Below are 26663 nucleotides of genomic sequence, written 5' to 3'. Positions count from 1 at the left end.
CACCTCAGGCCCGTTCGGCCTTCCCCGGTCCCGGGCCCCCGGTGTCCCGGCGCGGACCGCACGGTGTCCGTCGTCGGCGCGGTGCCGTGCGGGGACTCACTCCCCGTTGAGGCATGCTGTACGCATGAGTTCCGAAGCCATAACCCAACTGCACGAGGTACGCGAGCTGTTGGCGTCCATTCAGGAGCCGTCCAGTATCCGCCGGGCCGCCGAACTGGAGGGCGCTGCCGAGAAGGTCGCCTCCTGCGCCGCGGACCTGGTCGACGTCGAGGTCCCCCGCGACCTTCAGCTCCGGCTCGCCTTTGCCGTCAGAGCCCTTCAGGGCGCGGAGAAGGCGGCTCGTGCCCACCGCCGCAATCCGCTGACCCGCCCGCTCTCCCATGCCCGCTTCGCACTGAACACGGGCAAGGCAGGCGGCTGGATCCACGGCACTCTGCAGATCCTGGACCCCGAGAACACGCCCCCGTCCCCCTACGATCCGGACGAGGCGAACGCCGGGTGACCGACCGCAGAGCCCGCGCCGGCCACCGCGGCCGACCGGGTCTCACTGGGCGACGAGCTCCCGTGTCGGCTGCTCGATGTGGGCGGGCCGCACCCGCGAGGTGCGCAGCAGCCACAGCACGTCCCGGCCGAACGACCACACCAGCAGCCCCAGCGCCAGCGCCGCCACCCCGACGTTGACCAGGTGCGGCAGCAGGTCCGCGCCCGCCACCAGCAGGAGTACGCCCTGGAGCGCGGCCACCGTCTTGCGGGCCGTGCTCGGGGGCAGCGCGGCGTTCAGCCACGGCCACACCCGGGCCGCGGCGACGAAGACGTACCGCATACCGCCGATCAGCAGCACCCAGGGCCCTATCGCCATCGACACGTACACGCTGAGCACCAGGATGAGGAACGCGTCCACCTCCATGTCGAAGCGGGCGCCCAGCGGCGTCGAGGTGCCCGTCCTGCGGGCCACCTTGCCGTCCACCCCGTCGAGGATGAGGGCCACCGCGGTCAGGCCGACGAACAGGGTGACGGGCGGTGAGTCCTGGAAGGAGTCGGCCACCAGCGCGGTCACCCCGCCGACCAGGATCGCCCGGCCGAGCGTGACCCGGTTGGCCGCGCCGAACGAGCGCAGCCGGGACCGGTGCAGGGCCCGGGAGAGCACCGCCCAGGTGGCGATCGCGAACGCGAGGCCGGTCAGCCAGCCCGCAGGGCCCATGCCGATCGCCGTACCGATCAGCGCCAGCAGCAGGACCTGTACGCCCGCCCCCACGGCGGTCTCCTGCTGTACGAGCCTTGCGTCATAACTGTTGTTCAGGGCCACCGAACACCCTCCGGCCATGTGACAGAGTCGATCACCGCCGCTACCTTGTGCGCGGCCTGTGCACCTCTCGGTACGCGTGCAACGTGTCGATCGTTCAGGAGGAATTCGATGAACCACGCCGCTCATGCGTTCTGGCTCGACTCGCCCGGTCGAGGTGAGATCCGCGAAGTCCCCCTGTCCGCACCGGGCGAGGACGAGGTCCTGGTGCGCTCGCTGTACTCCGGCGTGAGCCGCGGCACGGAGACCCTCGTCTTCCGCGGCCAGGTGCCCGAGAGCCAGCACGCCGCGATGCGCGCGCCGTTCCAGGAGGGCGACTTCCCGGGACCGGTGAAGTACGGCTACCTCAATGTGGGCGTGGTGGAGGAGGGGCCGAGGACACTCGTCGGGCGGACGGTCTTCTGCCTCTACCCTCACCAGACCCGCTACGTCGTCCCGGCGAGCGCGGTGACACCCGTGCCCGACACCGTGCCCGCCCGACGGGCCGTGCTCGCCGGCACCGTGGAGACCGCAGTCAACGCCCTGTGGGACGCCGCGCCGTTGATCGGCGACCGGATCGCCGTCGTCGGCGGCGGCATGGTCGGCAGTTCGGTCGCCGCGCTGCTGGCCCGCTTCCCGGGCGTACGGGTCCAGCTCGTCGACGCCGACCCGGCGCGCGCCAAGACCGCCGAGGCCCTCGGCGTCGGCTTCGCGCTGCCCGCGGACGCCCTCGGGGGATGCGACCTGGTCGTCCACGCCAGCGCCACCGAACAGGGCCTCGCCCGGTCCCTCGAACTCCTCTCCGCCGAGGGCACGGTGATCGAGCTGAGCTGGTACGGCGACCGGAAGGTGAGCCTCCCGCTGGGTGAGGACTTCCACTCACGACGGCTCGTCATCCGCAGCAGCCAGGTCGGCACGGTCTCCCCGGCCCGCCCCGGCCGCAGCTACGCCGACCGGCTCGCCCTCGCCCTCGACCTGCTGGCCGACCCGGCCCTGGACGCGCTCATCACCGGCGAGTCGCAGTTCGCGGAACTGCCCGCCCTCATGCCCCGCCTCGCCTCCGGCGAGGTCCCGGCACTGTGCCACCTCGTACGCTACGGCGAGACCGCCGCTGTCTGACCCCGGTTCAGGGCTCGGACAGGGGGCCCGGGTCCGCCCCGCGGACCGCCCGGGGACAGCACCGGGCCCTGACCTGAGAAAAGACGTATCCGACGCTGAACGCCGGGAGGCGTACGGCCGTACTACCCGGCATCCCCGGCGGCGATCGGCCGGGGAGCAGACGCGCCGCACCTGGAGGGTCGTCCGTTGTTCAGCATCACCGTCCGCGATCACATCATGATCGCCCACAGCTTCCACGGCGAGGTCTTCGGACCGGCCCAACGCCTGCACGGGGCCACGTTCCTCGTGGACGCCACGTTCCGGCGCGAACAGTTGGACGAGGACAACCTCGTCGTCGACATCGGCCTGGCCACACAGGAACTCGGGGCCGTGGCCGGCGAGCTGAACTACCGCAACCTCGACAACGAACCGGACTTCGCGGGGATCAACACCTCCACGGAGTACCTGGCCAAGGTCATCGCGGACCGGCTCGCCGAGCGCATCCACAAGGGTGCGCTGGGGGAGGGCGCCAAGGGCATCACGGGGCTCACCGTCACCCTGCACGAGTCGCACATCGCCTGGGCGAGTTACGAGCGTGAGCTGTGACCGACACGACCATCGACGTGACCGACAAAGCCGTCGACCGCGCCCGCCTGGACTACGTTCCGCTGCAGTCCTCGGCCCAGTCCTCGAGCCACTCCTCGGCCCAGACGTCCGCCCAGGCACCTGCCCCGTCCGTCGCCGCCCAGGCCTCCGCTCGATGGAACGGAGGGATCATCCCCATGTCCCTGCGCCGCGTGCACTTCCTGATGCCGGGCGGCGTCGACGACCCGTCGGTGCCGAGCGGCGGCAACGCGTACGACCGGCGCGTGTGCCTGGACCTGCCCGGCTTCGGCTGGCAGGTGGAGCGGCACACCGTGGCCGGCGACTGGCCCCGACCGGACGCCGCCGCCCGCACCGCACTCGCCCGCACCCTGCGCGAACTGCCGGACGGCACCGTCGTCCTGCTGGACGGACTGGTCGCCTGCGGGGTCCCCGAGATCGTCGTCCCGGAGGCGGAACGGCTGCGCATGGCCGTCCTCGTCCACCTCCCGCTCGGCGACGAGACCGGACTCGCCCCGGCCGTCGCCGCCGACCTGGACGCCCGCGAGCGTACGGTGCTGCGTGCGGTGCCCGCCGTGATCGGCACCAGCGACTGGGCGGTACGCCGCCTGGTCTCCCACCACGGTCTCGCGCCCGACCGCGTCCACGTCGCCGCTCCCGGCGCCGACATCGCGCCCCTCGCCTCCGGCACCGACGGCGTCTCCCGTCTGCTCTGCGTCGCCGCCGTCACCCCGCGCAAGGGACAGCACCGGCTGGTGGAGGCACTGGCCGCGGTGTCCGACCTGCCGTGGAGCTGCGCCCTGGTCGGCGGGCTCGCCCACGACCCCGAGTACGTCACCCATCTGCGGTACCTGATCGGCAAGCACGGTCTCAAGGACCGGCTCGAGCTGACGGGGCCGAAAGCCGGTGCCGAGCTCGACGCCGCTTACGCCACCGCCGACCTGATGGTCCTCACCTCGTACGCCGAGACGTACGGCATGGCGGTCACCGAGGCCCTGGCACGCGGCATCCCGGTCCTGGCCACCGATGTCGGCGGCCTGCCCGAGGCGGTCGGCCGCGCACCCGACGGAGGGGTGCCCGGCATCCTCGTCCCGCCGGAGAATCCCGCCGCCATCGCCGTCGAACTGCGCGGCTGGTTCGGTGAGGCGGACGTCCGCCGCCGGCTGAAGGCGGCCGCGCGCGGCCGGCGGGCCGCGCTCGGCGGCTGGGCGAGCACCGCACAGAGCCTGGCGACGGTATTGCGCAGGCTTCCTACCGAACCCCGGAGGGCCGCATGACCGACCAGGCGACGACACAGCAGGCCGGCAGCGGCACCGGCACGAGTACGGCCATGGCCACGGACACGGGCGGCACCGGTGCGATCCCGGCCCAGCCCGGCCCCCGGGACGAGGACGCCCAGTCCGTCATCCCCGGCGCCGGACCCGCACTGCGTCCCGGTGAGCGGGCGACCCTCCGACTGCGGGGAACAGGGAGCGACATCGACTCCGAGGCCGACGAACCCGCCCGGTACGCGCCCGAATGGCTCCAGTTGCGCGAGCCCGCCGACGCCTACGCGCGGGCCCACGACCTGCTCGACCCGCTGCGCATCCGGCTCGCCAACCTGCCCCAGCGGGCCGACGGTTTCGTCATCCACGACATCGGCTGCGGCACCGGCTCGATGGGCCGCTGGCTCGCGCCCCGCCTGGACGGCGCCCAGCACTGGGTCCTGCACGACCGGGACCCCTACCTCCTGCACTTCGCCGCCGTCGCCTCCCCGCGGTCCGCCGCCGACGGCAGCCGCGTCAGCGTGGAGACCCGGCGCGGTGACGTCGCCCGGCTCACCGCGGACGTCCTGGCCGGCGCCTCCCTGGTGACGGCGTCCGCACTCCTCGACGTCCTCACCCGCGAGGACGTCGACGCCCTCGCCGCCGCCTGTGCCGGAGCCGGCTGCCCGGCGCTGCTGACGCTGTCGGTGGCCGGACGGGTCGAACTGACCGCGCCGCACCCGCTGGACCAGGAGATCACCGAGGCGTTCAACGCCCACCAGAAGCGAGGCGGACTGCTCGGCCCGGACGCGGCCACCGCAGCCGCGGAGGCCTTCTCCGAACACGGGGCGACCGTACGGCTCAACCCGAGCCCCTGGCGGCTCGGCCCCGAGCAGGCCGAGCTGACCGCGCAGTGGCTGCGGGGCTGGGTCGGCGCGGCCGTGGAGGAACGGCCCGAACTGGCGGAGCCCGCAGGCCGTTACCTGACCGAACGCCTGGAGGCCTGCGCCGCGGGCGACCTGCGGGTCGTCGTCCACCACACCGACCTGCTCGCCCTGTGCCGGCCGGCGGGCGGCGCGGCGTGACTGCCAGGGCGGCGGAGACACCGGTACGGGGCACGCCGGTCCCGGAGACGGCGGCCCCGGGGACGGGAACGGCGACGGGAAGGGGGACGGAGCCGGAGACATCCCCGCCGGACCCCGTACACACCGGCCTCCGTACCCGCACCGACACCCGCACCCGCACCGGCCTCCGCGCCCTTCTCGCCCGGCTCAACACCACCGCCGTACGCACCCGTCTCGGCACCCTCGCCGGCGTCGTCATCCTCGCCGTGCTGCTGTGGCGCCTGGGCACGGGTGTCTTCGTCGACGGGCTGCGCCGGATCGACGGGCCGTCCCTGCTGGCGGCGCTCGGGATCGGGCTGGTGACCACGGTGTTCAGTGCCTGGCGCTGGGCGCTGGTGGCCCGCGGGCTGCGCATCCGGTTGCCGCTTCTCCCGGCGGTCGCCGACTACTACCGTGCCCTGTTCCTGAACGCGGCCCTGCCCGGTGGCGTCCTCGGCGACGTCCACCGCGCGGTGCGGCACGGGCAGAGCACCGGTGACCTGGGCCGCGGGGTGCGGTCCGTCGTCCTGGAGCGGATGGCCGGACAGCTCGCGCTGTTCGCCGCCGGAGCCGTGATGCTGCTGACCCTGCCGTCCCCGGTCCGGGACGACCTCCGGCAGACGGCACCGCTGGTGGGCCTCGCCGCGCTGGGCGCCTGCGCCGTCGTCCTCGCCCTGCGCATGAACCGGCCGGGGCCGTCGGGCCGGGGCCGGGCACTGCGGTCGGCGCTCGCCGAGGCACGTGAAGGGCTGCTGTCCCGGCGCAACGGGCCGGGCGTCCTCGTCTCCTCCGTCGTCGTCCTCGCCGGATACCTGGCGATGTTCGTCCTCGCCGCCCGCGTCGCCGGAGTCGGCGCGGCGGTGACCGAGCTGCTGCCGCTGGCCGTCCTGGCGCTGCTCGCCATGTCGCTGCCGCTGAACGTCGGCGGCTGGGGTCCCCGTGAGGGCGTCGCCGCCTGGGCGTTCGGCGCCGCGGGACTGGGCGCGGGCCGGGGCCTGACCGTGGCCGTGGTCTACGGAGTGCTCAGCCTCGCGGCGAGCCTGCCCGGCGTGATCGTGCTCGTCGCCCGCTGGTACGCCGGCCTGCGCGCCGGACGCCGGACGGCCGCCACCACCACGGCCCCACCGGCATCCGCACCCGCACTCGTCTCTCCGGCCCAGGACGCCCCCGACCGCGCTCCGTTCGAACCCGACCGTGCGCCGCTCGCCCCCGACTACGCGCCGCTGCCGCCACTGGCGGTGAGCATCGAGAAATACGTGCCGAAGGAATCCACCAGGCTCACCAGAAGTTCCCGGCCCTTTTCCGCGGAGCCCAGCGAAGGGCGGCCGATGACACCGGAATCGGTATAGGCGGACATTCCCAGCGTGAGCAACTGGCGCCGGTCGTCGGCGACATGATCGGAGGTCTCATAACCGGTTCGGAGCAATTCGGGATGAGTGTGCAGAAGGATGGAGGTCTCGATTTCCCCCGCGTGCATGTCGGTGAGCAGTGAGGTTGCCACACCGGCGTGCCGGAGCGCGGTCTCCCAGTCCTCCGGGGCGGGGAACAGCGCCATGCGCTCGCCGCGGGCGGAGGATTCCTGAACGACGTTGCCGAGTACGTAGTTTCCGCCGTGTCCGTTGACCACCACCAAGGTGTCCACGCCGGACCGGCGCAGCGAGTCGGCGATGTCCCGTACCACCGCGTGAAGGGTCACGGAGGAGATGGAGACGGTCCCCGGCCAGGCCGCATGCTCGTGTGAGCAGCCGATCGTCACCGGAGGCAGGAGGTGCACCGGGTACGCGTCGGCGATCTCCCGCGCGACGGCACACGCCACCAGCGTGTCGGTCGCCAGCGGCAGGTACGGGCCGTGCTGCTCGAAACTGCCGACGGGAAGCACCGCGATCTGCCGTGAGACGTCGGCGCCCCGCTTCCGTACATCTTCTGTAGTATCCGCCGGCAACAGACCGTGGACCGGGCCGTATGCCGCCGACCGCTTTGGTGAACCACTCATATCCTCACGGCCTTTCGTCTCTGCTTAGGAACTCGAGAATCATGACAGAAAACATAGGCGTACTCGGCAAGAAGAGCCCGCAGCGGACCGGCGTGGAACGCGTCGTGAATGCGCCGTTGCCCACCGTGTACGGAAAGTTCCAGGCAGTCGGTTACCTGGACCACGACCGAGGTGACGAACAAGTCGCCCTGGTATACGGAGACATCGGTACGGACCAGGTCCTCACCCGGCTGCACTCGGAATGCCTGACCGGGGACGCGTTCGGCTCCCAGCACTGCGAGTGCGGCGACCAGCTCGCCGCCGCACTGCGCGCCGTGGCCGCCGAAGGAGCGGGCGTCGTCGTCTACTTGAGAGGACACGAGGGCCGCGGCATCGGCCTGCTGGCGAAGCTGCGCGCGATGGCCCTGCAGGCGGAGGGCCTGGACACGGTCGAGGCGAACCTCGCCCTCGGCCTGCCGGTGGACGCCCGCGACTACGGCGTCGCCGCCGGCATCCTCCAGGACCTGGGTGTGGAGTCGGTCCGGCTGATGTCCAACAACCCGCGCAAACGCGACGCGTTGCAGCGACACGGTGTCCAGGTCACCGAGCAGGTGCCGCTGTTGATCCCGCCGTGCGAGAGCAACATCACGTACCTGCGCACCAAGCGGGAGCGCCTCGACCACAACCTGCCCCACCTCGACGCGGTGGCGCACTGGTCCTGACGGCGTCCTGACGGCGTCCTGGCCGGACAGCGGCAGCGGTAGCGGGTTCAGCCGGTCACGGCCTCGTGCACGAGCCGCTTGAGGTCCCGGAAGACCGTGTGGGAGGACCTGGGCCGCACCTGCGTGTAGAACTGCACGGTCAGGTCGCGGCCCGGGTCGACCCAGAACGCCGTGGTGGCGACCCCCGTCCAGCCGTACGTGCCGAGACCGGACGGGGCCCGCGTACGGGACGGGTCGACGACGACGGAGACGCCGAGGCCGAAGCCGACCCCCTCGTTGCCGGGCTCGTCGTGGGCCGGACGGCTGCCGAAGGCGCGCAGATCGGCGCCGCCGGGAAGCTGGTTGCGGGTCATCAGGTCCGCGGTCCCGGGAGCGAGTATCCGGACCCCGTCCACCTCTCCCCGCCGCCGCAGGAGTTCCATGAAGCGGTGCATGTCGTGGGCCGAGGCCACCAGGCCCCCGCTGCCGGACAGGAACCGGGGCCGGCCGTGCAGCGGCAGCCCGGCGACGGGCTCGAGGCCGTCGCTGTCACCGCCGCCGGAGCCGCCCCTCTCCCCGTACAGCTCCGCGAGCCGCCCGGCCTGTTCGCCGGTGACGTGGAACCCGGCGTCCGTCATCCCCAGCGGGCCGAGGATCCGCTCCGCGAAGAAGACGTCGAGCGGCTGCCCGGAGACCACCTCGATGATCCGCCCCAGTACATTGGAGGCGACCGAGTAGTTCCACTGCGTCCCCGGGTCGAACTGCAGCGGCAGCCGCGCGTACACGTCGACCGTCCCGGCGAGGTCCGTTCCCGGCGCCACGGACGATTCCAGCCCGGCCTCGCGGTACAGGCCGTCCACGGGATGGGCGTGGTAGAAGGCGAACGTCAGCCCGGCCGTGTGGGTCATCAGATGCCGTACGAGCAGGGGGTTCTCGGCAGGACGCGTCCGTATCCCGTCGCCGGAGCCGCTCTCGTACACGCGGGGCTCGGCGAACGCCGGCAGGTGGCGGCCGACCGGGTCGTCCAGGGACAGCCGGCCCTCCTCCACGAGGGTCAGCGCGGCCACGGCCGTCACCGGTTTGGTCATCGAGTAGATCCGCCACAACGTGTCGCTCTCCACCGGAAGTCCGGCCGCGACGTCCCGCCGTCCGTACGCCGTGAGGTGGGCGATCCGCCCACCCCGTGCGACGGACACCAGGAACCCGGGCAGCCGCCCCCCGTCGACCTCGTGCGCGAAGTGCCGGTCCAGCCGGCCCAGCGCCTTCGCGTCCAGACCGCTCTCCTCCGGGCCGGCCTCTTGCCGCAGCACTCCCATGGCACTCCTTCGATCAGGCTCACGAGCCGATTGCGGCATACCCCGCCCGGACCGCGTCGGACCTCGCCCGCGCACGGGAACACACCGGCGAACCCCGTCGGGAACCCCCGACCCCGTCTGCCCCGTTGGGCCGGGTATGACACAGGACACACAACAGGCCCTGCTGGAGCTGATCGGCGACGAGGACGGCGGGGTGCTCGTCACCCTGAAGCAGGACGGACGGCCCCAGCTGTCGAACGTCAATCACGCCTACTACCCCGACGAACGCTTGGTCCGCGTCTCGATCACGGACGATCGCGCCAAGACCCGCAATCTGCGGCGGGACCCCCGGGCCTCCTACCACGTGACGACCTCCGACCGGTGGGCGTACACGGTCGCCGAGGGCACCGCCGAACTGTCGCCCGTCGCCGCCGACCCGCACGACGGGACGGTGGAGGAACTCATCCGGCTCTATCGCGACGTCAACGGCGAACACCCCGACTGGGACGACTACCGCGCCGCCATGGTCCGCGACCGCCGTCTCGTGCTGCGGCTGCGGGTGGAGCGGGCGTACGGGATTCCGCGGCGCGGCGCGCCACAGGCGTAGGAGGCGGACGCAGGAGGCAGGCGAGGGCCGCGGGCGCAGGGGACGGACGAAAGCCGGCCGGGACGCCGGAGCCGGCGGTGCGGCGTCCGGGGTCCCGGCCGGAGAGGGTGGGGGAGGTACGGAGCGGGGCGGCCGATGAGGGTCAGACCGTCACTTTCTCCGGACGGGCCACCCCGTCGTCGTTCGCCCGCTCGCCGAGCAGTTCGGTCGGGACGCGGTGCGTTTCGCGGGCGGAGAGCGCCGCGATCACCGGCGGCACGCACAGGACGGCCGTGAACAGCGCCACCGCCTTCCAGCCGTCGCCGTCCGGGCCGGCGATCTGCGCGGCGAAGGTGACCGCGAAACCGGCCACCGCGAAGCCGATCTGGGTGCCGATCGCCATGCCCGAGAGCCGCACCCGGGTCGGGAACATCTCGCCGTAGAAGGAGGGCCACACACCGTTCGCGGCGCTGTAGACGACACCGAAGGTGATGATGCCCAGCAGCATCGTCAGCGCGAAATTGCCGGTGGAGATGGCCCACAGGTAGGCGAACATCGCCACCGCGCTGCCGGCGGCGCCGACCAGGTAGACCGGCCGGCGGCCGATCCGGTCGGAGAGCATGGCCCACAGCGGGATCGCGGCGAGCGCGGCGACGTTCGCCAGCGCGGCCACCCACAGCATCGACGTGCGGGACATGCCCACCGAGTCACTGGTCGCGTACGCCAGCGCCCACACCGTGAAGATCGTGCTGACCGAGGCGACCAGCGCCCCCGCGACCACCCGCAGGACGTCCGCCCAGTGCTCGCGCATCAGTACCACCAGCGGCAGCTTCACGACACCCTCGGTCGCGGTCTGCTGCTCGAAGGCCGGCGTCTCGTCGAGCTTGCGGCGGATCACGTATCCGACGACGGCGACCGCGACGCTCATCCAGAACGGCACCCGCCAGCCCCAGGAGAGCAACTGCTCCTCGGGCATCGCGGCCACCGGGATGAAGACCAGCGTGGCGAGCAGTTGACCGCCCTGCGTGCCGCTCAGGGTGAAACTGGTGAAGAAGCCGCGCCGGTGGGGTGGCGCGTGTTCCAGGGTCATCGAGTTCGCGCTGGCCTGCTCACCAGCCGCCGAGATGCCCTGCAGGATGCGGCACAGCACCAGCAGGACCGGCGCGAGGGTGCCGACCTGGTCGCGGGTGGGCAGACAGCCGATGAGGAACGTCGACAGCCCCATCAGCATCAGGGTGAAGACCATGATCTTCTTCCGGCCGACCCGGTCCCCGTAGTGGCCGAGGAACAGCGCGCCGACGGGCCGGGCCGCGTACGCGACACCGAACGTCGCCAGGGACAGCAGAGTGGCGGTGGCGGGGTCGGAGTCGTCGAAGAAGACCTCCGGGAAGATCAGCGCCGCCGCGCTGCCGTAGATGAAGAAGTCGTAGTACTCCAGGGCGCTGCCGATCCAGGCGGCGGTCGCCGCCTTCTTCGGCTGTCCGGGCGGCTGTCCGGGCGGAGAGGAGTCGCGGGGCGGGTTGGGGACGGACACGGCGGGCTCCTTCGGGGGACTCCACGACGGTACGCGGAGGACGAGCGGAGGGGAGGCGCCGCAGTGCTAATTAACCCACTGGGTAGTTAGTCGCGGCTGGGTACGGATGCTGCGCCCGACCGTGCACGGTGTCAAGGGGTGGCGTCGTACGGACTTGGTCCGGGGTCCGCCGGAGTGGGGCCGGTACGCGCCGTGTGCGGGTCAGTCCGTCGTCCGCTCCGCCGTCAGGTACGCGATCACCATGTCGCCCAGCATCGCCCGGTAGTGCTCGCGCCGGTCCGCGTCGACCAGGTCGCGGCCGAACAGCGCGCCGAAGGTGTGCCGGTTGGACACCCGGAAGAAGCAGAACGCGCTGATCATCGCGTGCAGGTCGACGGCGTCCACATCGGCCGTGAACAGGCCCGAGCTCTGCCCGGCGGCCAGGATCCGGCGGATCACGTCGAGCGCGGGCGAGCCCATCCGGCCGAGCTTCCCGGAGGCCGCGATGTGCTGTGCGTCGTGGATGTTCTCGATGCTCACCAGGCGGATGAAGTCCGGGTGCCGCTCATGGTGGTCGAAGGTCACCTCGGCGAGGCGCCGGATGGCCGCCACCGGGTCCAGATGGTCGACGTCCAGCTCCTGCTCGGCCTCCCGGATCACGCCGTACGCGCGCTCCAGCACGGCCGTGAACAGTTGCTCCTTGCCGCCGAAGTAGTAGTAGATCATCCGCTTGGTGGTGCGGGTGCGGGCGGCGATCTCGTCGACGCGGGCGCCGTCGTAGCCGGCCCGCGCGAACTCCCGGGTCGCCACGTCGAGGATCTCGGTCCTGGTGCGGGCGGCGTCACGGACACGCTCGCGCTCGCCGGGCCGTGCCGGTTCTTCGGCGCTGGTCATGGGTTCCTTCGGGTGGGAGGGCAGTGCCGGTGATTGTAGAAGGGGGCCGTTCCCGGCCCGTCGGGGCTTCCGCGCCGCCCGACCGGCTGATATAGCTAACGTACTGGTTCGTACATTAGTGAGCCGTTCTCTGGAGGCGCCGGTGCTCAAGGACTCGTATCTCGTCGGGCTGATCGGCTCCGGCATCGGCCCGTCGCTCAGCCCCGCGCTGCACGAGCGGGAGGCCGACCGGCAGGGCCTGCGCTGTCTGTACCGGCTCCTCGACCTGGACACGATCGGCGTACCGCCCGAGGGAGTGGGCGAGCTGCTGGACGCGGCCCGGCTGCTCGGATTCGACGGGCTCAACATCACCCACCCGTGCAAGCGGCACGTCGTCGAGCACCTGGACTCGCTCGATCCGCAGGCCGAGGCGCTCGGCGCGGTCAACACCGTCGTCTTCGAGGACGGCCGGGCCATCGGCCACAACACGGACGTCACCGGCTTCGCCGCCTCCTTCGCCCGCGGCCTGCCCGACGTGCCGCTGGAGCGCGTGGTGCAGCTCGGCGCGGGCGGCGCCGGCGCCGCCGTCGCGCACGCCGTCCTCACCCTCGGAGCCGGACGGGTCACCGTGGTCGACGCCCTGCCCGAGCGGGCCGACGAACTCGCCGGCTCCCTGAACCGCACCTTCGGCGCCGGCCGCGCCACCGCCGCACCCCTGGACCTGCTGCCCGAGCTCCTCGCCCTGGCCGACGGCAGCGGCGGCCTGGTGCACGCGACCCCCACCGGCATGGCCGCCCACCCGGGCCTGCCTCTGCCCGCGGACCTGCTGCGCCCCGGACTGTGGGTCGCCGAAGTCGTCTACCGGCCCCTCGAGACCGATCTGCTGCGCGCCGCCCGCGCCGCCGGCTGCGCCACCCTCGACGGCGGCGGCATGGCCGCCTTCCAGGCCGCCGACGCGTTCCGTCTGTTCACCGGCCGGGAACCCGACCGCGCCCGTATGCTCGCCCACCTCACCGACCTCACCGGCCCGGTGCCCGCCCCCAAGTAGCACGCGGAACAAGCAGCTCACGGAACTCCAAGCAACTCACGGAACTCCACGGAACTCCACGGAACGTCACGGAAACAGAGGTACCGACGTGCGTACGTCCATCGCCACCGTCTCCCTCAGCGGCACCCTCACCGAGAAGCTCACGGCCGCCGCCCGCGCGGGCTTCGACGGCGTGGAGATCTTCGAGAACGATCTGCTCGCCAGCCCGCTCACCCCGCGGGAGATCCGCGCCCGCTGCGCCGACCTGGGACTCACCGTCGACCTCTATCAACCGATGCGGGACATCGAGGCGGTGCCCGCCGAGCTGTTCGCCCGCAATCTGCGGCGCGCCCGGCACAAGTTCGGGCTGATGCGGGAACTCGGCGCCGACACGGTGCTCGTCTGCTCCAGCGTCGACCCCGAGGCAGTCGACGATGATGCCCTCGCCGCCGCACACCTGCATGAACTCGCCGACCTTGCACAGGACTTCGGCATCCGCGTCGCCTACGAGGCGCTGGCCTGGGGGCGGCACGTCAGTACGTACGACCATGCCTGGCGCATCGTCGAGGCGGCAGGGCATCCGACGCTCGGTACCTGTCTGGACAGCTTCCACATCCTCTCCCGGGGTTCCGACCCCAAGGGCATCGAGGACATCCCCGGCGAGAAGATCTTCTTCCTCCAGCTGGCCGACGCCCCGCTGCCCGCGATGGACGTGCTCCAGTGGAGCCGCCACCACCGCTGCTTCCCCGGACAGGGCGGCTTCGACGTCGCCGGTCTCGTCCGGCACGTCCTGCGCACCGGCTACGCGGGACCCCTGTCCCTCGAGGTGTTCAACGACGTGTTCCGGCAGGCCGAGGCGGCCCCGACCGCCGTCGACGCCCGCCGCTCCCTGCTCGCGCTGCAGGAGGAGGTGGGGCCGGCGGAAGTGAAGCCGCCGTCCGCCCCGGTCACGTCCGCCCCGGTCACGTCTGGCCCAGCCACGGTCATCCCCGCACCCGTCGTCCCCACCGGCTTCGCCTTCGCCGAACTCGTCACGGCCGACGCCGAACCCCTCACCGGCCTCCTTGCCGCCCTGGGCTTCGCCCGTACCGCCCGCCACCGGAGCAAGCCCGTCGACCTCTGGCAGCAGGGCGAGGCCCGGATCCTCGTCAACACGGGAGCCGTCGTACGCCGCGACGGGGCCCAACTCGCCGCCGTGGGCCTGGAGTCACCCGACCCCGGCGGTGCCGCCGCCCGCGCGGAGGCCCTGCTGGCGCCCGTGCTGCCCCGCCGCCGCGCCACCGAGGACGCCCCGCTGGACGCGGTCGCCGCCCCCGACGGCACCGAACTGTTCTTCTGCGCCGCCGGGCGCGACGCCCGCCACACCGACTGGCGGGCCGACTTCGAGGACGTCGGACAGCCCCCGGCCGCCCCCGGCGTCCACCGCATCGACCATCTCGCGCTCACCCAGCCCTGGCACCACTTCGACGAGGCGGTCCTCTTCCACCGCAGCGTGCTCGGCCTGGACGCCGAGGACAGCGTCGACGTCGCCGATCCCTACGGCCTGCAGCGCAGCCGCGCGGTCAGCAACCCCGACGGCACCGTCCGGATCGCCCTCACCGTCGGCGCCGCACCCACCGACGACACCGTGCACGTTCAGCACATCGCGTTCGCCACCGACGACGTGATCGCCGCCGCCCGCCGGTTCCGCGACGCCGGCGCCCCGTTGCTGCCGATCCCGGCGAACTACTACGACGACCTCGCCGCCCGTTACGAGTTCGCCGACGGCGAGCTGGAGACGTACCGCGAACTGGGCATCCTCTACGACCGCGACGAGGCCGGGGGCAGCCTGCGGCACTGCTACACCCGCACCGTCGGGCGGGTGTTCTTCGAAATCCTCCAGCGTGACGGCGGCCACCGCGGCTACGGCGCCCGCAACGCGCCGGTACGACTCGCGGCCCAGCACGCCGTACGGACCTCGGGCGCCCTCGGCGGCGGCTGAGCAGCCGGGAGCCGAACCCGCCGCGCCGAGTCGTCGCTCAAGGCCGGATGTTCCACTCCGCGACCACCGGACTGCCGTGCTCCAGCGACAGCCGGCTCAGCGTGCCCGTCTCCAGCCGGAACAGCCGTCCGTCCGCGGGCGGCAGCCCCAGCCGGCGTGCCGTCAGGACCCGCAGCAGATGGCCGTGCGCCACCAGCAGCACATCGCCCGCGTCGAGCGCCCCGGCCACCGCGGCCAGCACCCGGTCGGCCCGCTCGCCGACCTGGCCGGGGGACTCGCCGGGGAACTCGGGACCGGGCGGCACCCCGTCGGACCACAGGTCCCAGTCGGGCCGGGTGCGGCGGATGTCGGCGGTGGTGACGCCCTCATAGCCGCCGTAGTCCCACTCCCGCAGGTCCGGCTCCGGCAACACGTCCGCGAGACCCGCCAGTTCGGCGGTGCGCCGGGCGCGGGCCAGCGGGCTGGTGAGGACGAGGGTGAAGGAACGGCCTTCGAACAGCGGGGCCAGCGCCCTGGCCTGCGCCTCGCCGTCCCGTGTCAGGGACAGGTCGCTGCGGCCGGTGTGCCGCCCGGACCTGCTCCACTCCGTCTCCCCGTGCCGGGCGAGCAGCAGATCGCCCACGGCCGCTACACCTCGTCCGGGCTTCCCGGGGTCGCCGGGTCGGGCCGGTCCGCGGACGTGACCGTGTGCCCGCCGAACTGCTTGCGCAGCGCCGCGACCATCTTCATCTGCGGCGAGTCCTCCTGCCGGGAGGAGAACCGGGCGAACAGGGAGGCCGTGATCGCGGGAAGCGGCACCGCGTTGTCGAGGGCCGCCTCCACGGTCCAGCGGCCCTCGCCCGAGTCGTCGGCGTAGCCGCGCAGCTTCTCCAGGTGGGCGTCCTCGTCGAGGGCGCCCACCGCGAGGTCGAGCAGCCAGGAACGGATGACCGTGCCGTCCTGCCAGGAGCGGAACACCTCGCGGACGTTGTCCACCGAGTCGACCTTCTCCAGCAGCTCCCAGCCCTCGGCATAGGCCTGCATCATCGCGTACTCGATGCCGTTGTGGACCATCTTCGCGAAGTGCCCGGCACCGACCCGGCCCGCGTGGACGTAGCCGTACGGGCCGTCCGGCTTCAGCGCGTCGAAGATCGGCTTCAGGCGCTCCACGTGTTCCTCCTCGCCGCCGACCATGAGGGCGTAGCCGTTCTCCAGCCCCCACACACCGCCCGAGACACCCGCGTCGACGAAGCCGATGCCCCGGGCCCCCAGCTCCTGGGCGTGCTTCTCGTCGTCAGTCCAGCGGGAGTTGCCGCCGTCGACGACGGTGTCACCGGGCTTGAGCAGGCTCCCCAGCTGGTCGATGACGCGCTGGGTGACCGCCCCGGCCGGGACCATCACCCATACCGCGCGCGGTCCGTCGAGCCGGTCGACCACGTCGGAAAGATGACCGACGTCGGAGAGGTCGGGATTGGTGTCGTAGCCGACGACGGTGTGCCCGGCGGCGCGGATGCGCTCGCGCATGTTGCCGCCCATCTTGCCGAGACCAACAAGACCGATCTGCATGTCAGTTCACTTCCCGATGTCGTGATGGGTTGACCCACCGGGGCGGCGGGTCGGTGCGGACGTGGCACGGAGGCCGGGTGCGAGCGGGGCCCTCGGGTACGGGCGGGGCCCTCGCACGCGGGGCGGGGCCTCGGCCGAGGCCGGGACCTCAGGCAGGGGCGGCGGTGGCCTCCTCCGCGGTCTCGCCGCGCAGGGCTACGGCGTACATCTCGTCCGCGTCGAGCCGCCGGAGCTCCTCGGCGATCAGCTCGGACAGAGGGCGGACCTTCAGGGCGAGCCGCCGCGACGGCTGCCCCGGCAGCGACAGCGTGGCCATCGGACCCTCCGGACGGTCGATGACGATCTCGCCCTCCACCGTGCCCAGCCGCACCCCCGTGACCACCGGGCCGGCCGTCTCCACCCGTTCGACCGGCACGTTCAGCCGGGCCTTGAGCCAGCGCGCCAGCAGCTCCGCGCTGGGGTTGTCGGCCTCGCTCTCCACAGCCGCCGACGTCACCGTCAGCCGGGCCTGGTCCAGGGCGGCGGCCAGCATCGAACGCCACGGCGTCAGCCGGGTCCAGGCCAGGTCGGTGTCGCCGGGCGCGTAGGTGTGCTCCCGGGCCGACAGGACCTCCAGGGGGTTCTCGACCGTGTACAGGTCGGTGATCCTGCGCTGGGCCAGCGCGCCCAGCGGGTCCTTCGAGGGGTGTTCCGGCGCGTCCCCCGGCCACCACACGACCACCGGCGCGTCCGGCAGCAGCAGCGGCAGCACCACGGAGTCGGCGTGGTCGGACACCTCGCCGTAGGTGCGCAGGATGACGGTCTCGCCCGTACCGGTCTCCGAACCGACCCGTACCTCGGCGTTCAGCCGCGGATGGGCGCGCTCGCGCGGGGTGCGGGCGTGCCGCTTGATGACGACCAGCATGCGTGAGGGGTGTTCGTGCGAGGCCTCCTCGGCGGCCTTGATCGAGTCGTAGGCGTTCTCCTCGTCCGTGACGATCACCATCGTGAGGACCATGCCCACCGCGGGGGTGCCGATGGCGCGGCGGCCCCGCACCAGAGCCTTGTTGACATCACTTGCCGTGGTGTCGGTCAGATCGATCTTCATGGTCTGCGCCAGCTCCGTCCGTCTCGTGCGAGCATCTCGTCGGCTTCCGCGGGTCCCCAGCTGCCCGAGACGTACCGGGCCGGTCTGCCGTGGGATGCCCAGTGTTCCTCGATCGGGTCGAGGATCCTCCAGGACTCTTCCACTTCCTGATGCCGGGGGAACAGGTTGGCGTCCCCGAGCAGGACGTCGAGGATGAGCCGTTCGTACGCCTCCGGGCTGGACTCCGTGAACGACTCGCCGTAGGCGAAGTCCATCGTCACGTCCCGGATCTCCATCGAGGTGCCCGGCACCTTGGAGCCGAACCGCACCGTCATGCCCTCGTTCGGCTGCACCCGGATGACGATGGCGTTCTGCCCGAGCTCCTCGGTGGCCGTGGAGTCGAAGGGGGAGTGCGGTGCCCGCTGGAGCACCACCGCGATCTCGGTGACCCGGCGGCCCAGCCGCTTGCCGGTGCGCAGGTAGAAGGGGACGCCCGCCCAGCGGCGGTTGTCCACGCCCAGCTTGATCGCGGCGTACGTGTCGGTGTGCGAGGAGGCGTCGATGCCGTCCTCCTCCGCGTAGCCCCGCACCCGCCTGCCGCCCTGCCAGGCACCCTCGTACTGCCCGCGCACGGTGTGCCGGCCCAGGTCCTCGGGCAGCCGCACGGCTCGGAGTACCTTCAGCTTCTCGGTGAGCAGCGACGCCGCGTCGAAGGAGGCCGGCTGCTCCATGGCGGTGAGCGCCATGAGCTGGAGCAGGTGGTTCTGGATGACGTCGCGGGCGGCGCCGATGCCGTCGTAGTAGCCGGCCCGGCCGCCGATGCCGATGTCCTCGGCCATGGTGATCTGCACGTGGTCGACGAAGGACCGGTTCCAGATCGGCTCGAACATCGTGTTCGCGAAACGCAGCGCCAGGATGTTCTGGACGGTCTCCTTGCCCAGATAGTGGTCGATGCGGAAGACCTGGTCCGGGGCGAACACCTCGTGGACGATCGCGTTGAGCTCCTCGGCCGACTTCAGGTCGTGGCCGAACGGCTTCTCGATCACCGCGCGCCGCCAGGCGCCGGCGGGCGCGTCGGCCAGCCCGTGCTTCTTCAGCTGCTGGACCACCTTCGGGAAGAACTTCGGCGGTACCGAGAGGTAGAACGCGAAGTTGCCGCTGGTGCCCTGGGAGCTGTCCAACTCATCGACAGCCGTACGCAGTCGCTCGAACGCCGTGTCGTCGTCGAAGTCACCCGGCACGAACCGCATGCCCTCGGCGAGCTGCTGCCAGACCTCCTCGCGGAACGGCGTGCGGGCATGCTCCTCGACCGCGTCGTGCACCACCTCCGCGAAATCCTGGTCCTCCCAGTCCCGGCGGGCGAAACCGACCAGTGAGAAGCCCGGCGGCAGCAGACCCCGGTTGGCGAGGTCGTACACCGCCGGCATCAGCTTCTTGCGCGACAGATCGCCCGTCACCCCGAAGATGACGAGCCCGGAGGGGCCGGCGATGCGCGGGAGACGACGGTCGCGCGGGTCACGCAGGGGGTTGGACCATTCGGGGCCGGCCGGACCCCCGGACGTCTTCCTGTTCGGAGCCTCGGTCGTCTCCTCGGTCATTCCCGTCAGCTCCTTGTCGTCGAGGCGGTCGAGGCGGTCGAGCGCCTGCCCCACCGTTCCTGCGGATTCCTGCCGGGCGTACCCGTACGTCGTGACGCCCTCGGTCCTCTTCTCCACCTACAGGGTGTCCCGGTACGCCCGAACCCTCACCTCCGTAACACGTTCACCAGTAAAAGTATGACGTATTCGCGGGAAGGTGGCCCTGCGGCGCGGACGTCCCGGGAAAGCGTCGGGCCGCGGACACGGGTGAAGGGGCCCCACGCGTACGTGGAGCCCTTCGGCCGGTCAGAAGGTCGGTGGGTTCGGGGGAGCGGCCGGTCACGTGGGCCGGCCGGTGGTCAGCGGCCGAACGTGAACCAGTTGACGTTCACGAAGTCCTGCGGCTGGCCGCTCGTGAAGGTCAGATACACGTCGTGCGTGCCCGTCACGGACGCGATGTTCGCCGGGACGGTCCGCCACGACTGCCAGCCGCCCGTGTTGCCCACCGAGAAACTCCCGATGGGGGCGTTGCCGCGGCTGTCCAGACGTACCTCGACCAGACCGCTGACCCCGGCGGGCGCCCCGCTCGCCACCCGGGCCGAGAACTGCCTGGCCGCGGGCGAACCGAAGTTGACGCCCTTGAACTGCAGCCAGTCGCCGTTGGCCAGCGCGCCCACGTTCTGGCCGCCGCCGGAGTCGGAGGTGGTCTCCGTGATCGTGCCGGACTGGCCGTCGAACGACTCGGCCTGGATGGTGCCGTACGCGTCGCGGTTGCCGGTCGGCGGGGGCGTGGTGCCACCGCCGCCGGAGGTCAGGACCTGGACGTAGTCGACGAGCATCGAGTGGCCGGGCTGCGTACCGGCGTCCGGGCCGCCGCCGAAGGCGTCGGGGAAGCCGCCGCCCATCGCCACGTTGAGAATGACGAAGAAGCCGTGGTCGGTGGCGTTCGTCCAGGTCGTCGCGTCGACCTGGTTCTCCCGCACGGTGTGGAAGTTGTTGCCGTCGAGGGAGAAGCGGATCTCCTCCACGCTCTTCGAGCGGTCCCACTCCAGCCGGTAGGTATGGAAGCCGGCCTGACAGGTCGTGCCCTGGCAGGTGGTCGAACTCCCGATACCGCTGTTCTCGTTGCACGGCCCGCCGGGCGCGGTGCCGCAGTGCATCGTGGCGAAGACGGTGTTGTTGCCCTGCGTGTTCTCCATGATGTCCAGCTCGCCGACAGCCGGCCAGTTCCAGTAGTTGCCCCGGTACGGCGCGCCCAGCATCCAGAACGCCGGCCAGTATCCCTTGGCGGCGGCACCGGTCACGTTCGGCACCTGGATGCGGCTCTCGACGCGCAGGGTGCCGCCGGCCGGCGGCTGGAAGTCGGAACGGCTGGTCTCGACGCGGCCGGAAGTCCAGTTCCCGGAGGCGTCCCGGCGCGGGGTGATACGGAGATTGCCGCTGCCGTCGAGGGAGACGTTCTCCGGGTTCGACGTCATCGTCTCGATCTCGCCGGTGCCCCAGTTGGCGGGGCCGCCCGGGTATCCCTTGCCGGTCGCGTACCGCCAGTTGGAGGTGTTGACGCCGCTGCCCGCGGCGCCGTTGAAGTCGTCGACGAAGACCTGGTTCCAACCCGACGGGGGAGTCGGGGCGGAGGCGCTCGCGGACGGCAGGGCGATGGTGGAGGCCGCGAGCGCGAGCCCGAGGGTTCCGACGGCGGCCAGCAGCGCCCGCCGCAGCGGGCGGGATCTGCTCGGGGGGCGGGGACTGCGGGGGGTGCCGGAGGTGTCACTCATGTGGGGATGCCTCTCGAAGACGGAGACGGAGACGGGTGCGGACGGGTTGGTCGATCCAGGTACGGAACCGCGTTCGGTCCCAGGTGCGGATCCAGATGCGGATCCAGGTGAGAGGGAGTGCCCGAGAGCCCTGCTCATCGATTCTGAGAGCGCTCTCAGGGTGTCGCCAATGTGCTCCGCGACCCCGTGGACGTCAAGAGGTGTAACCGAGAAAGTCCTTGCGTGCGAGGAGAGTTCACCTCATGAATTGACGCGAATGGGTGCAACAGTGCCACGCCCGGCCGGGCGCATGGCCGCCGCTCGGTCTCGGGCCTTCCGCCGGCACCCGCGGGCGGGGTCGCGTCGGCGAGAGGACTGTCCCCGAGCCCGGACGAGTGCCCCGCTGCCGGCCGGAGGCATCATGATCGAGGGCAGTGACGTGGCGGACGATCGGATCGGCGGGCGTCGACGCCGCCTTGGCGGGAAGGGTGCGGACGTGAAACTGACGATTCTGGGCGGCGGGGGGTTCCGGGTCCCGCTGGTGTACGGCGCGCTCCTCGGGGACCACGCCGAAGGACGGGTGACACGGGTCGTTCTCCACGATGTCGACGACCGTCGACTGTATACAGTCGCCCGTGTGCTGGCCGAACAGGCCGCCGGTATGCCCGACGCTCCCGAGGTGAGCACCACCGCCGACCTGGACGAAGCGCTGCGGGGCGCCGACTTCGTCTTCTCCGCGATCCGCGTCGGCGGTCTCGAGGGCCGGGCGAACGACGAGCGGGTCGCGCTCGCCGAGGGTGTCCTCGGACAGGAGACGGTCGGCGCGGGCGGCATCGCCTACGGGCTGCGTACCGTCCCCGTCGCCGTGGACATCGCCCGGAGGGTGGCCCGGCTCGCCCCCGACGCCTGGGTCATCAACTTCACCAACCCGGCGGGCCTGGTCACCGAGGCCATGTCCCGTCACCTCGGCGACCGGGTCATCGGCATCTGCGACTCGCCGGTCGGCCTCGGCCGTCGCATCGCCAGGGTCCTCGGCGCGGACCCGCGGGAGGCGTGGATCGACTACGTCGGTCTCAACCACCTCGGCTGGGTGCGCGGCCTGTACGTCAAGGGCCGTGACGAACTCCCGCGCCTGCTCGCCGACCTGCCCCTGCTCGGTTCCTTCGAGGAGGGCAGGCTCTTCGGCGCCGACTGGCTGCAGTCCCTGGGCGCCGTCCCCAACGAGTACCTGCACTACTACTACTTCAACCGGGAGACCGTACGCGCCTACCAGCAGGCCGAGAAGACCCGCGGCGCCTTCCTCCACGACCAGCAGGCCCGCTTCTACACGCAGGTGGGCGACCCGGGCACCCCCGCTCTCGCCACCTGGGACCGCACCCGCGCCGAACGCGAGGCCACCTACATGGCCGAGAACCGCGAGACCGCCGGCGCCGGCGACCGCGACGAGGACGACCTGTCCGGCGGCTACGAGAAAGTGGCCCTCGCCCTGATGCGGGCCGTCGCCCGTGACGAACGCACCACCCTGATCCTCAACGTCCGTAACCGCAGCACCCTTTCGGCGCTGGACGGGGAGGCGGTCATCGAGGTGCCCTGCCTGGTCGACGCCCAGGGGGCGCACCCCGTCTCCGTCGATCCGCTGCCGGACCACGCCACCGGCCTGGTCTGCGCGGTCAAGGCGGTCGAGCGCGAGGTGCTCCGTGCCGCCGAGTCCGGATCCCGCACCCATGCGGTCAAGGCGTTCGCGCTGCACCCGCTCGTCGACTCCGTGAACGTGGCCCGCCGCCTCGTCGACGGCTACACCGCCGTCCACCCCGGCCTCGCCTACCTCAAGTAGCTCAGCGGGACGAGTACTTCAGCGAGTACTCCAGAAGGAGAGAATTCCAGGAGGCGAGCACGTCATGGTGCCGACCCTGCGGCCGGCGGTGGGGCGGGACCGACGGTGTGCATCGGGTCGGCCGGTCGCCCCCCGTGACAGCGGCCGACCGACCCGAGCCCCCCGTTCCCCCGTGCTTCCCCCGTGTTCCCCCGCCCCCTGCCGGAAGGCTTCCCCGTCCCCCGGAAAGGAGGTTCCCCCGTCACCCTCCACTGTTAAGAGCGCGGTACCCGCCGCCTGATACACCCTGCGGAGGAATTTCCCGAAAAAATCCGGTCCCGGCACAGAGAGCGCGCCGGGACCGGTCGGTGGGCGAGGGGTGCGTACGGAGGGCGAGGAGTGCGTACGGCATCCGGGTTCTAGCGGTGGTGCGTTCCCCAGGCTGCGGGGCCCCCGGCCACGGCGTCCGCGGCGTCGGCGCGCACCTGGCAGGAGTCGGCCGCGGCCCGCGGTACGGCGGGCACGGCCGGGGCCGGTACACCGGCCGGCGCGGGCACCGGGATGTCCGCGGGCACGTCCGTGCGCTGCTGCGGCACCGACATCGGGCGCAGTGGACGCGGCCCCGACACCACGGAGTAGTCCTGGCCCAGGAACGGCGGGGACATCTCCCCCGGATCGTCACCGAGCGCCAGCCGCACGGCGGCCCACGGCGCGTTCACCCCGCACAACGACAGCTGGTGCAGCCCGCCGGCCGGGCGGGTGTTGACGTCCATCAGCACGGGCCGTTCGCCGAACATCCGGAACTGGATGTTGGACAGATGGTGCAGCCCGAAACCCTCCGCGATCCGCCGGGCGGGCTCCAGCCAGCGCTCGTGCACGGTGAACCCCCGGCGACGGCCGTTCTTGGTGCGGCCGACGGCCAGCCGGACCCGGTTGTCCGGCCCGGTGAGACAGTCCACCGACACCTCCGGCTGCTCCAGCACCGGCATCACCAGCCAGTCCACCGGCTCCTCGGCCTGCCGCACCGCTTCCAGCACCAGATCCAGCGGCACGTACGGGCTGGGGAAGCCGTTCAGCTGCGTGAGCGAGAAGGGGGCACGGGTGATCACCCGGAAGCCCACACCGCCCGCGCCGGACGCGGGCTTGAAGCAGGCCCGATGACCCCGCGCCTCCAGCTCGTCCACCGCGTGGACCAGCTCGTCCGCCGACCGCACCCGCCACCACGGCGGCACGGGCACCCCGATCGCCTGCACGGCCTCGTAGGCGATCACCTTGTCGTGGAAGACGGCCACCGCCTCGGGCGGCGGAGCCAGCAGCGCCGTACCGGCCGCCTCGAACTCCGCGCGGTGCGCGACGATCGCTCCCTGGTGCAACCGGGGCACGAACACGTCGATGCCGCGCCGCGCGCACTGGGCGAGCGCGTACTCGACGTACGCCGCAGGGGACAGGCCCTCGGGCTCCAGCTCGGCGGTGTCGGCGGCGGCCAGTACGGGGGAGTCCGGGTCGCCATGGGTGGCGTGGATCTCGACAGCCCGGTCGCTGGGATTCTTCCTCACCTGGTCCATGAAGAACACGTTCTCCGCGTACGTGCGGTTGAGCCATACGCGTACGCAAGAGGCCATGCAGGCCGCCTTTCACAGTTCGCGGGCAGGCTTCGGCGGCCCGTGCCCGGGCAGAGAGATATGGAGGATCGCCGGACGGCCCTGCGAGAGGGCTTCACTGCGGCGGTGTTGCGGCCGATCATACGGCTTCGACACGCGCTCCCGGACCACGGGCGTGTTATGGATCCGCGCTCCTGTCCTCCTGCGACCATACTCCTCGTGCATGCTGTTCGTACGGGTTGATCGTTCAGGCTCAGGGGGCGACAGATGACGTCAGGGGCAGGCGGCGGACAGCTGTGGGCCATCAGCGACCTTCACATCGGCTACGACGAGAACCGTGCCCTGGTGGAGCGGATGCACCCCGAGTCGGACGACGACTGGCTCCTCGTGGCCGGGGACGTCGCGGAGACCGTGGACGACATCCGCTGGGCGCTCGAGACCCTCGCGGGCCGGTTCCGGAAGGTCGTCTGGGCGCCCGGCAACCACGAGCTGTGGACCCACCCGAAGGACGCCGTCACCCTGCGCGGCGTCGCCCGCTACGACCACCTCGTCGAACAGTGCCGCGACCTCGGCGTGATCACCCCCGAGGACCCCTACCCCGTCTGGGAGGGCCCCGGCGGTCCTGTGGCCGTGGCCCCGCTCTTCCTCCTGTACGACTACTCCTTCCTGCCGGCCGGGTGCGCCACCAAGGACGAAGGGCTGGAGTACGCGCACGGCACCGGCGTCGTCTGCGCCGACGAACACCTGCTGCACCCCGACCCGTACCCGAGCCGGGAGGCCTGGTGCCGGGCCCGGGTCGAGGAGACCGAACGGCGGCTCGCCGAACTGCCCGACGACCTGCCCGCCGTGCTCGTCAACCACTACCCGCTGCACCGGCATCCCACGGCCGTCCTGTGGTACCCCGAGTTCGCCATGTGGTGCGGCACCGTACTCACCGACGACTGGCACCGCAGGTTCAACGTCCACACGATGGTCTACGGCCATCTCCACATCCCGCGGAGCACTCGACGGGACGGCGTCCGTTTCGAGGAGGTGTCCGTGGGCTATCCCCGCGAATGGCGGAAACGGCCGACACCGCCGGGGCGGCTGCGCCGCATCGTGCCGGAGGAGGCACCCGGGACGGAGTCCGGTTCCGGTTCCGGGGCCGAGTCCGGCTCCGTGGTGGGGGAGGGCGGTGGCCGGTGATCGGGGAGTTGCTGCCCGGGACGGTCGTCGTCGTGGAGGCCTACGGCGACGAGGGAACCGACGCTCCGCTGTACCCCGAGGAAGCGGACGTCGTGGCGCGGGCCGTCGACAAGCGCCGCCGGGAGTTCACCGCGGTGCGCTCCTGTGCCCGCCGGGCCATGAAGAAGCTCGGCGTACCGCCGCGGCCCGTCCTGCCGGGTGAGCGCGGTGCACCCGGTTGGCCGGACGGGCTGGCCGGCAGCATGACCCACTGTGCGGGCTACTGCGCCGCCGCCCTGGTCCGTACGGGTGACCTGGCCTCCATCGGCATCGACGCGGAGGTACGAGGGCCGCTGCCCGAGGGGGTGTTGTCGTCCGTGGCGCTGCCCGGAGAGGCGGAGCGCATCGGCCGGCTGGCCCTGGAGCGGCCCGGGGTGCCCTGGGACCGGCTGCTGTTCAGCGCCAAGGAGGCCGTGTACAAGGCGTGGTTCCCGCTGACCGGGAAGTGGCTGGACTTCATGGAGGCCGACATCGAGCTGTTCGCCGACCCCGGCGACGGCAGCGACACCGGTGGGTCCGACCTCGGCGGCTCCGCCTTCAGGGGCTTTGGCGCTTCGGTGCGCGGTGGGTTCCGGGCGGCGCTCCTGGTCCCCGGCCCCTGGGTGGGCGACCGCCGTCTCGACCACTTCGACGGCCGCTGGACCGCCGAAGGCGGTCTGGTGGCGACCGCGGTCGCCGTACGGCACGGCTGACCGGGGCGTGGGGGGCCGGCCCCCCCCCCCCCCCCGGCCGGGCCCCCCCCCCCCCCCCCCCCCCCCCCCCCCCCCCCCCCCACCACCCCCCCGCCCGCCCCCCCCCCCCCCCG

Annotated in this window: 23 protein-coding genes and 1 pseudogene; 13 read left to right on the top strand and 11 right to left on the bottom strand. The window is 72.0% G+C overall.

Annotated elements, in window-relative coordinates:
* Positions 1-124 precede the first annotated feature (124 nt).
* Positions 125-502 (top strand): hypothetical protein, encoded by a 378-nt coding sequence (locus ACFYQA_RS18045; RefSeq protein WP_388918308.1) that lies wholly within the window; start codon positions 125-127, stop codon positions 500-502.
* A 42-nt stretch (positions 503-544) separates the two neighbouring features.
* On the opposite strand, the gene ACFYQA_RS18040 is transcribed toward ACFYQA_RS18045, so the two are convergent.
* Entirely contained in the window at positions 545-1306 is a 762-nt protein-coding gene (locus ACFYQA_RS18040) for a CDP-alcohol phosphatidyltransferase family protein (protein WP_388918305.1), read from the bottom strand.
* A 108-nt stretch (positions 1307-1414) separates the two neighbouring features.
* Between ACFYQA_RS18040 and ACFYQA_RS18035 the strand changes: the two genes are divergently transcribed.
* From ACFYQA_RS18035 to ACFYQA_RS18015, 5 genes and pseudogenes are all read left to right on the top strand, one after another.
* A complete protein-coding gene (locus tag ACFYQA_RS18035; RefSeq protein ID WP_388918302.1) occupies positions 1415-2401 on the top strand; it encodes a zinc-binding alcohol dehydrogenase in 987 nt (328 codons plus the stop codon).
* 186 nt (positions 2402-2587) lie between these two features.
* Positions 2588-2986, top strand: a complete 399-nt coding sequence (locus ACFYQA_RS18030) for a 6-carboxytetrahydropterin synthase (RefSeq protein ID WP_332431975.1) — start codon at positions 2588-2590, stop codon at positions 2984-2986.
* Positions 2983-4260 carry a glycosyltransferase family 4 protein gene (locus tag ACFYQA_RS18025; RefSeq protein ID WP_388918298.1) on the top strand — a complete coding sequence of 426 codons (1278 nt, stop codon included), beginning with the start codon at positions 2983-2985 and terminating at the stop codon, positions 4258-4260. Before ACFYQA_RS18030 ends, ACFYQA_RS18025 begins: the two co-directional genes overlap by 4 nt.
* Before the next feature lie 53 nt (positions 4261-4313).
* Positions 4314-5312 (top strand): class I SAM-dependent methyltransferase, encoded by a 999-nt coding sequence (locus ACFYQA_RS18020; RefSeq protein WP_388918435.1) that lies wholly within the window; start codon positions 4314-4316, stop codon positions 5310-5312.
* A pseudogene (locus ACFYQA_RS18015) lies at positions 5285-6313 on the top strand (lysylphosphatidylglycerol synthase transmembrane domain-containing protein); the annotation flags it as partial. The gene ACFYQA_RS18020 and the pseudogene ACFYQA_RS18015, both read left to right, overlap by 28 nt.
* Positions 6314-6543: 230 nt before the next feature.
* Here the strand turns inward: ACFYQA_RS18015 and ACFYQA_RS18010 are convergent.
* Complete coding sequence (locus ACFYQA_RS18010) at positions 6544-7323, bottom strand: creatininase family protein (RefSeq protein WP_388918295.1); 780 nt, start codon at positions 7321-7323, stop codon at positions 6544-6546.
* Between the two features lie 41 nt (positions 7324-7364).
* Between ACFYQA_RS18010 and ribA the strand changes: the two genes are divergently transcribed.
* Positions 7365-8024, top strand: a complete 660-nt coding sequence (gene ribA, locus ACFYQA_RS18005) for a GTP cyclohydrolase II (RefSeq protein WP_388918292.1) — start codon at positions 7365-7367, stop codon at positions 8022-8024.
* Between the two features lie 47 nt (positions 8025-8071).
* Here the strand turns inward: ribA and ACFYQA_RS18000 are convergent, their stop codons facing one another.
* Entirely contained in the window at positions 8072-9319 is a 1248-nt protein-coding gene (locus ACFYQA_RS18000; protein WP_388918289.1) for a serine hydrolase domain-containing protein, read from the bottom strand.
* A gap of 136 nt (positions 9320-9455) precedes the next feature.
* Between ACFYQA_RS18000 and ACFYQA_RS17995 the strand changes: the two genes are divergently transcribed.
* Entirely contained in the window at positions 9456-9905 is a 450-nt protein-coding gene (locus ACFYQA_RS17995) for a TIGR03618 family F420-dependent PPOX class oxidoreductase (protein ID WP_388918286.1), read from the top strand.
* 142 nt (positions 9906-10047) lie between these two features.
* Here ACFYQA_RS17995 and ACFYQA_RS17990 read toward each other — a convergent pair whose 3' ends face one another.
* The gene (locus ACFYQA_RS17990) at positions 10048-11418 is read right to left on the bottom strand and encodes an MFS transporter (protein ID WP_388918283.1); all 1371 of its coding nucleotides are present in this window, start codon (positions 11416-11418) and stop codon (positions 10048-10050) included.
* A 201-nt stretch (positions 11419-11619) separates the two neighbouring features.
* Positions 11620-12291, bottom strand: a complete 672-nt coding sequence (locus tag ACFYQA_RS17985) for a TetR/AcrR family transcriptional regulator (protein WP_388918280.1) — start codon at positions 12289-12291, stop codon at positions 11620-11622.
* Positions 12292-12433: 142 nt separating this feature from the next.
* On the opposite strand from ACFYQA_RS17985, the gene ACFYQA_RS17980 reads away from it, so the two are divergent.
* Entirely contained in the window at positions 12434-13318 is an 885-nt protein-coding gene (locus ACFYQA_RS17980; RefSeq protein ID WP_388918432.1) for a shikimate dehydrogenase, read from the top strand.
* 88 nt (positions 13319-13406) lie between these two features.
* Complete coding sequence (locus tag ACFYQA_RS17975) at positions 13407-15278, top strand: bifunctional sugar phosphate isomerase/epimerase/4-hydroxyphenylpyruvate dioxygenase family protein (RefSeq protein WP_388918277.1); 1872 nt, start codon at positions 13407-13409, stop codon at positions 15276-15278.
* Positions 15279-15315: 37 nt separating this feature from the next.
* On the opposite strand, the gene ACFYQA_RS17970 is transcribed toward ACFYQA_RS17975, so the two are convergent.
* From ACFYQA_RS17970 to ACFYQA_RS17950, 5 genes are all read right to left on the bottom strand, one after another.
* On the bottom strand, positions 15316-15900 hold the full coding sequence (locus ACFYQA_RS17970) for a histidine phosphatase family protein (RefSeq protein WP_388918274.1): 585 nt from the start codon (positions 15898-15900) through the stop codon (positions 15316-15318).
* A 5-nt stretch (positions 15901-15905) separates the two neighbouring features.
* Positions 15906-16823, bottom strand: coding sequence for a phosphogluconate dehydrogenase (NAD(+)-dependent, decarboxylating) (gene gnd / locus ACFYQA_RS17965; RefSeq protein WP_388918271.1), 918 nt, complete (start codon positions 16821-16823; stop codon positions 15906-15908).
* Between the two features lie 148 nt (positions 16824-16971).
* Complete coding sequence (gene opcA, locus ACFYQA_RS17960; protein WP_388918268.1) at positions 16972-17910, bottom strand: glucose-6-phosphate dehydrogenase assembly protein OpcA; 939 nt, start codon at positions 17908-17910, stop codon at positions 16972-16974.
* The gene (zwf, locus tag ACFYQA_RS17955; protein ID WP_388918429.1) at positions 17907-19487 is read right to left on the bottom strand and encodes a glucose-6-phosphate dehydrogenase; all 1581 of its coding nucleotides are present in this window, start codon (positions 19485-19487) and stop codon (positions 17907-17909) included. The genes opcA and zwf overlap by 4 nt, the downstream gene beginning before the upstream one ends.
* 338 nt (positions 19488-19825) lie before the next feature.
* Positions 19826-21241: a glycoside hydrolase family 16 protein gene (locus tag ACFYQA_RS17950; RefSeq protein ID WP_388918265.1), complete on the bottom strand. Its 1416-nt coding sequence runs from the start codon at positions 21239-21241 to the stop codon at positions 19826-19828.
* A gap of 475 nt (positions 21242-21716) precedes the next feature.
* Between ACFYQA_RS17950 and ACFYQA_RS17945 the strand changes: the two genes are divergently transcribed.
* Positions 21717-23054: a 6-phospho-beta-glucosidase gene (locus ACFYQA_RS17945; RefSeq protein WP_388918262.1), complete on the top strand. Its 1338-nt coding sequence runs from the start codon at positions 21717-21719 to the stop codon at positions 23052-23054.
* A gap of 398 nt (positions 23055-23452) precedes the next feature.
* Here ACFYQA_RS17945 and ACFYQA_RS17940 read toward each other — a convergent pair whose 3' ends face one another.
* Positions 23453-24655, bottom strand: a complete 1203-nt coding sequence (locus tag ACFYQA_RS17940) for an ATP-grasp domain-containing protein (RefSeq protein ID WP_388918259.1) — start codon at positions 24653-24655, stop codon at positions 23453-23455.
* A gap of 246 nt (positions 24656-24901) precedes the next feature.
* Between ACFYQA_RS17940 and ACFYQA_RS17935 the strand changes: the two genes are divergently transcribed.
* The gene (locus ACFYQA_RS17935; protein WP_388918256.1) at positions 24902-25819 is read left to right on the top strand and encodes a metallophosphoesterase family protein; all 918 of its coding nucleotides are present in this window, start codon (positions 24902-24904) and stop codon (positions 25817-25819) included.
* Positions 25816-26550 (top strand): 4'-phosphopantetheinyl transferase, encoded by a 735-nt coding sequence (locus tag ACFYQA_RS17930; protein ID WP_388918253.1) that lies wholly within the window; start codon positions 25816-25818, stop codon positions 26548-26550. Before ACFYQA_RS17935 ends, ACFYQA_RS17930 begins: the two co-directional genes overlap by 4 nt.
* Positions 26551-26663: the final 113 nt, after the last annotated feature.

The organism is Streptomyces sp. NPDC005774 (genome assembly GCF_042871645.1).
Lineage (GTDB): Bacteria > Actinomycetota > Actinomycetes > Streptomycetales > Streptomycetaceae > Streptomyces > Streptomyces pratens.
Note: the sequence above shows the minus strand (reverse complement) of the source record. Positions and strands in the feature narration are given on the sequence as shown.

What these genes read in the sequence shown, in the direction of transcription:
- ACFYQA_RS18045 (WP_388918308.1), top strand. Translation starts at nt 125, where the DNA reads ATGAGTTCCGAAGCCATAACCCAACTGCACGAGGTACGCGAGCTGTTG.
- ACFYQA_RS18035 (WP_388918302.1), top strand. Translation starts at nt 1,415, where the DNA reads ATGAACCACGCCGCTCATGCGTTCTGGCTCGACTCGCCCGGTCGAGGT.
- ACFYQA_RS18020 (WP_388918435.1), top strand. Translation starts at nt 4,314, where the DNA reads ATGGCCACGGACACGGGCGGCACCGGTGCGATCCCGGCCCAGCCCGGC.
- ACFYQA_RS18010 (WP_388918295.1), bottom strand. Translation starts at nt 7,323, where the DNA reads ATGAGTGGTTCACCAAAGCGGTCGGCGGCATACGGCCCGGTCCACGGT.
- ribA (WP_388918292.1), top strand. Translation starts at nt 7,365, where the DNA reads ATGACAGAAAACATAGGCGTACTCGGCAAGAAGAGCCCGCAGCGGACC.
- ACFYQA_RS18000 (WP_388918289.1), bottom strand. Translation starts at nt 9,319, where the DNA reads ATGGGAGTGCTGCGGCAAGAGGCCGGCCCGGAGGAGAGCGGTCTGGAC.
- ACFYQA_RS17995 (WP_388918286.1), top strand. Translation starts at nt 9,456, where the DNA reads ATGACACAGGACACACAACAGGCCCTGCTGGAGCTGATCGGCGACGAG.
- ACFYQA_RS17985 (WP_388918280.1), bottom strand. Translation starts at nt 12,291, where the DNA reads ATGACCAGCGCCGAAGAACCGGCACGGCCCGGCGAGCGCGAGCGTGTC.
- gnd (WP_388918271.1), bottom strand. Translation starts at nt 16,823, where the DNA reads ATGCAGATCGGTCTTGTTGGTCTCGGCAAGATGGGCGGCAACATGCGC.
- opcA (WP_388918268.1), bottom strand. Translation starts at nt 17,910, where the DNA reads ATGAAGATCGATCTGACCGACACCACGGCAAGTGATGTCAACAAGGCT.
- zwf (WP_388918429.1), bottom strand. Translation starts at nt 19,487, where the DNA reads ATGACCGAGGAGACGACCGAGGCTCCGAACAGGAAGACGTCCGGGGGT.
- ACFYQA_RS17950 (WP_388918265.1), bottom strand. Translation starts at nt 21,241, where the DNA reads ATGAGTGACACCTCCGGCACCCCCCGCAGTCCCCGCCCCCCGAGCAGA.
- ACFYQA_RS17940 (WP_388918259.1), bottom strand. Translation starts at nt 24,655, where the DNA reads ATGGCCTCTTGCGTACGCGTATGGCTCAACCGCACGTACGCGGAGAAC.
- ACFYQA_RS17935 (WP_388918256.1), top strand. Translation starts at nt 24,902, where the DNA reads ATGACGTCAGGGGCAGGCGGCGGACAGCTGTGGGCCATCAGCGACCTT.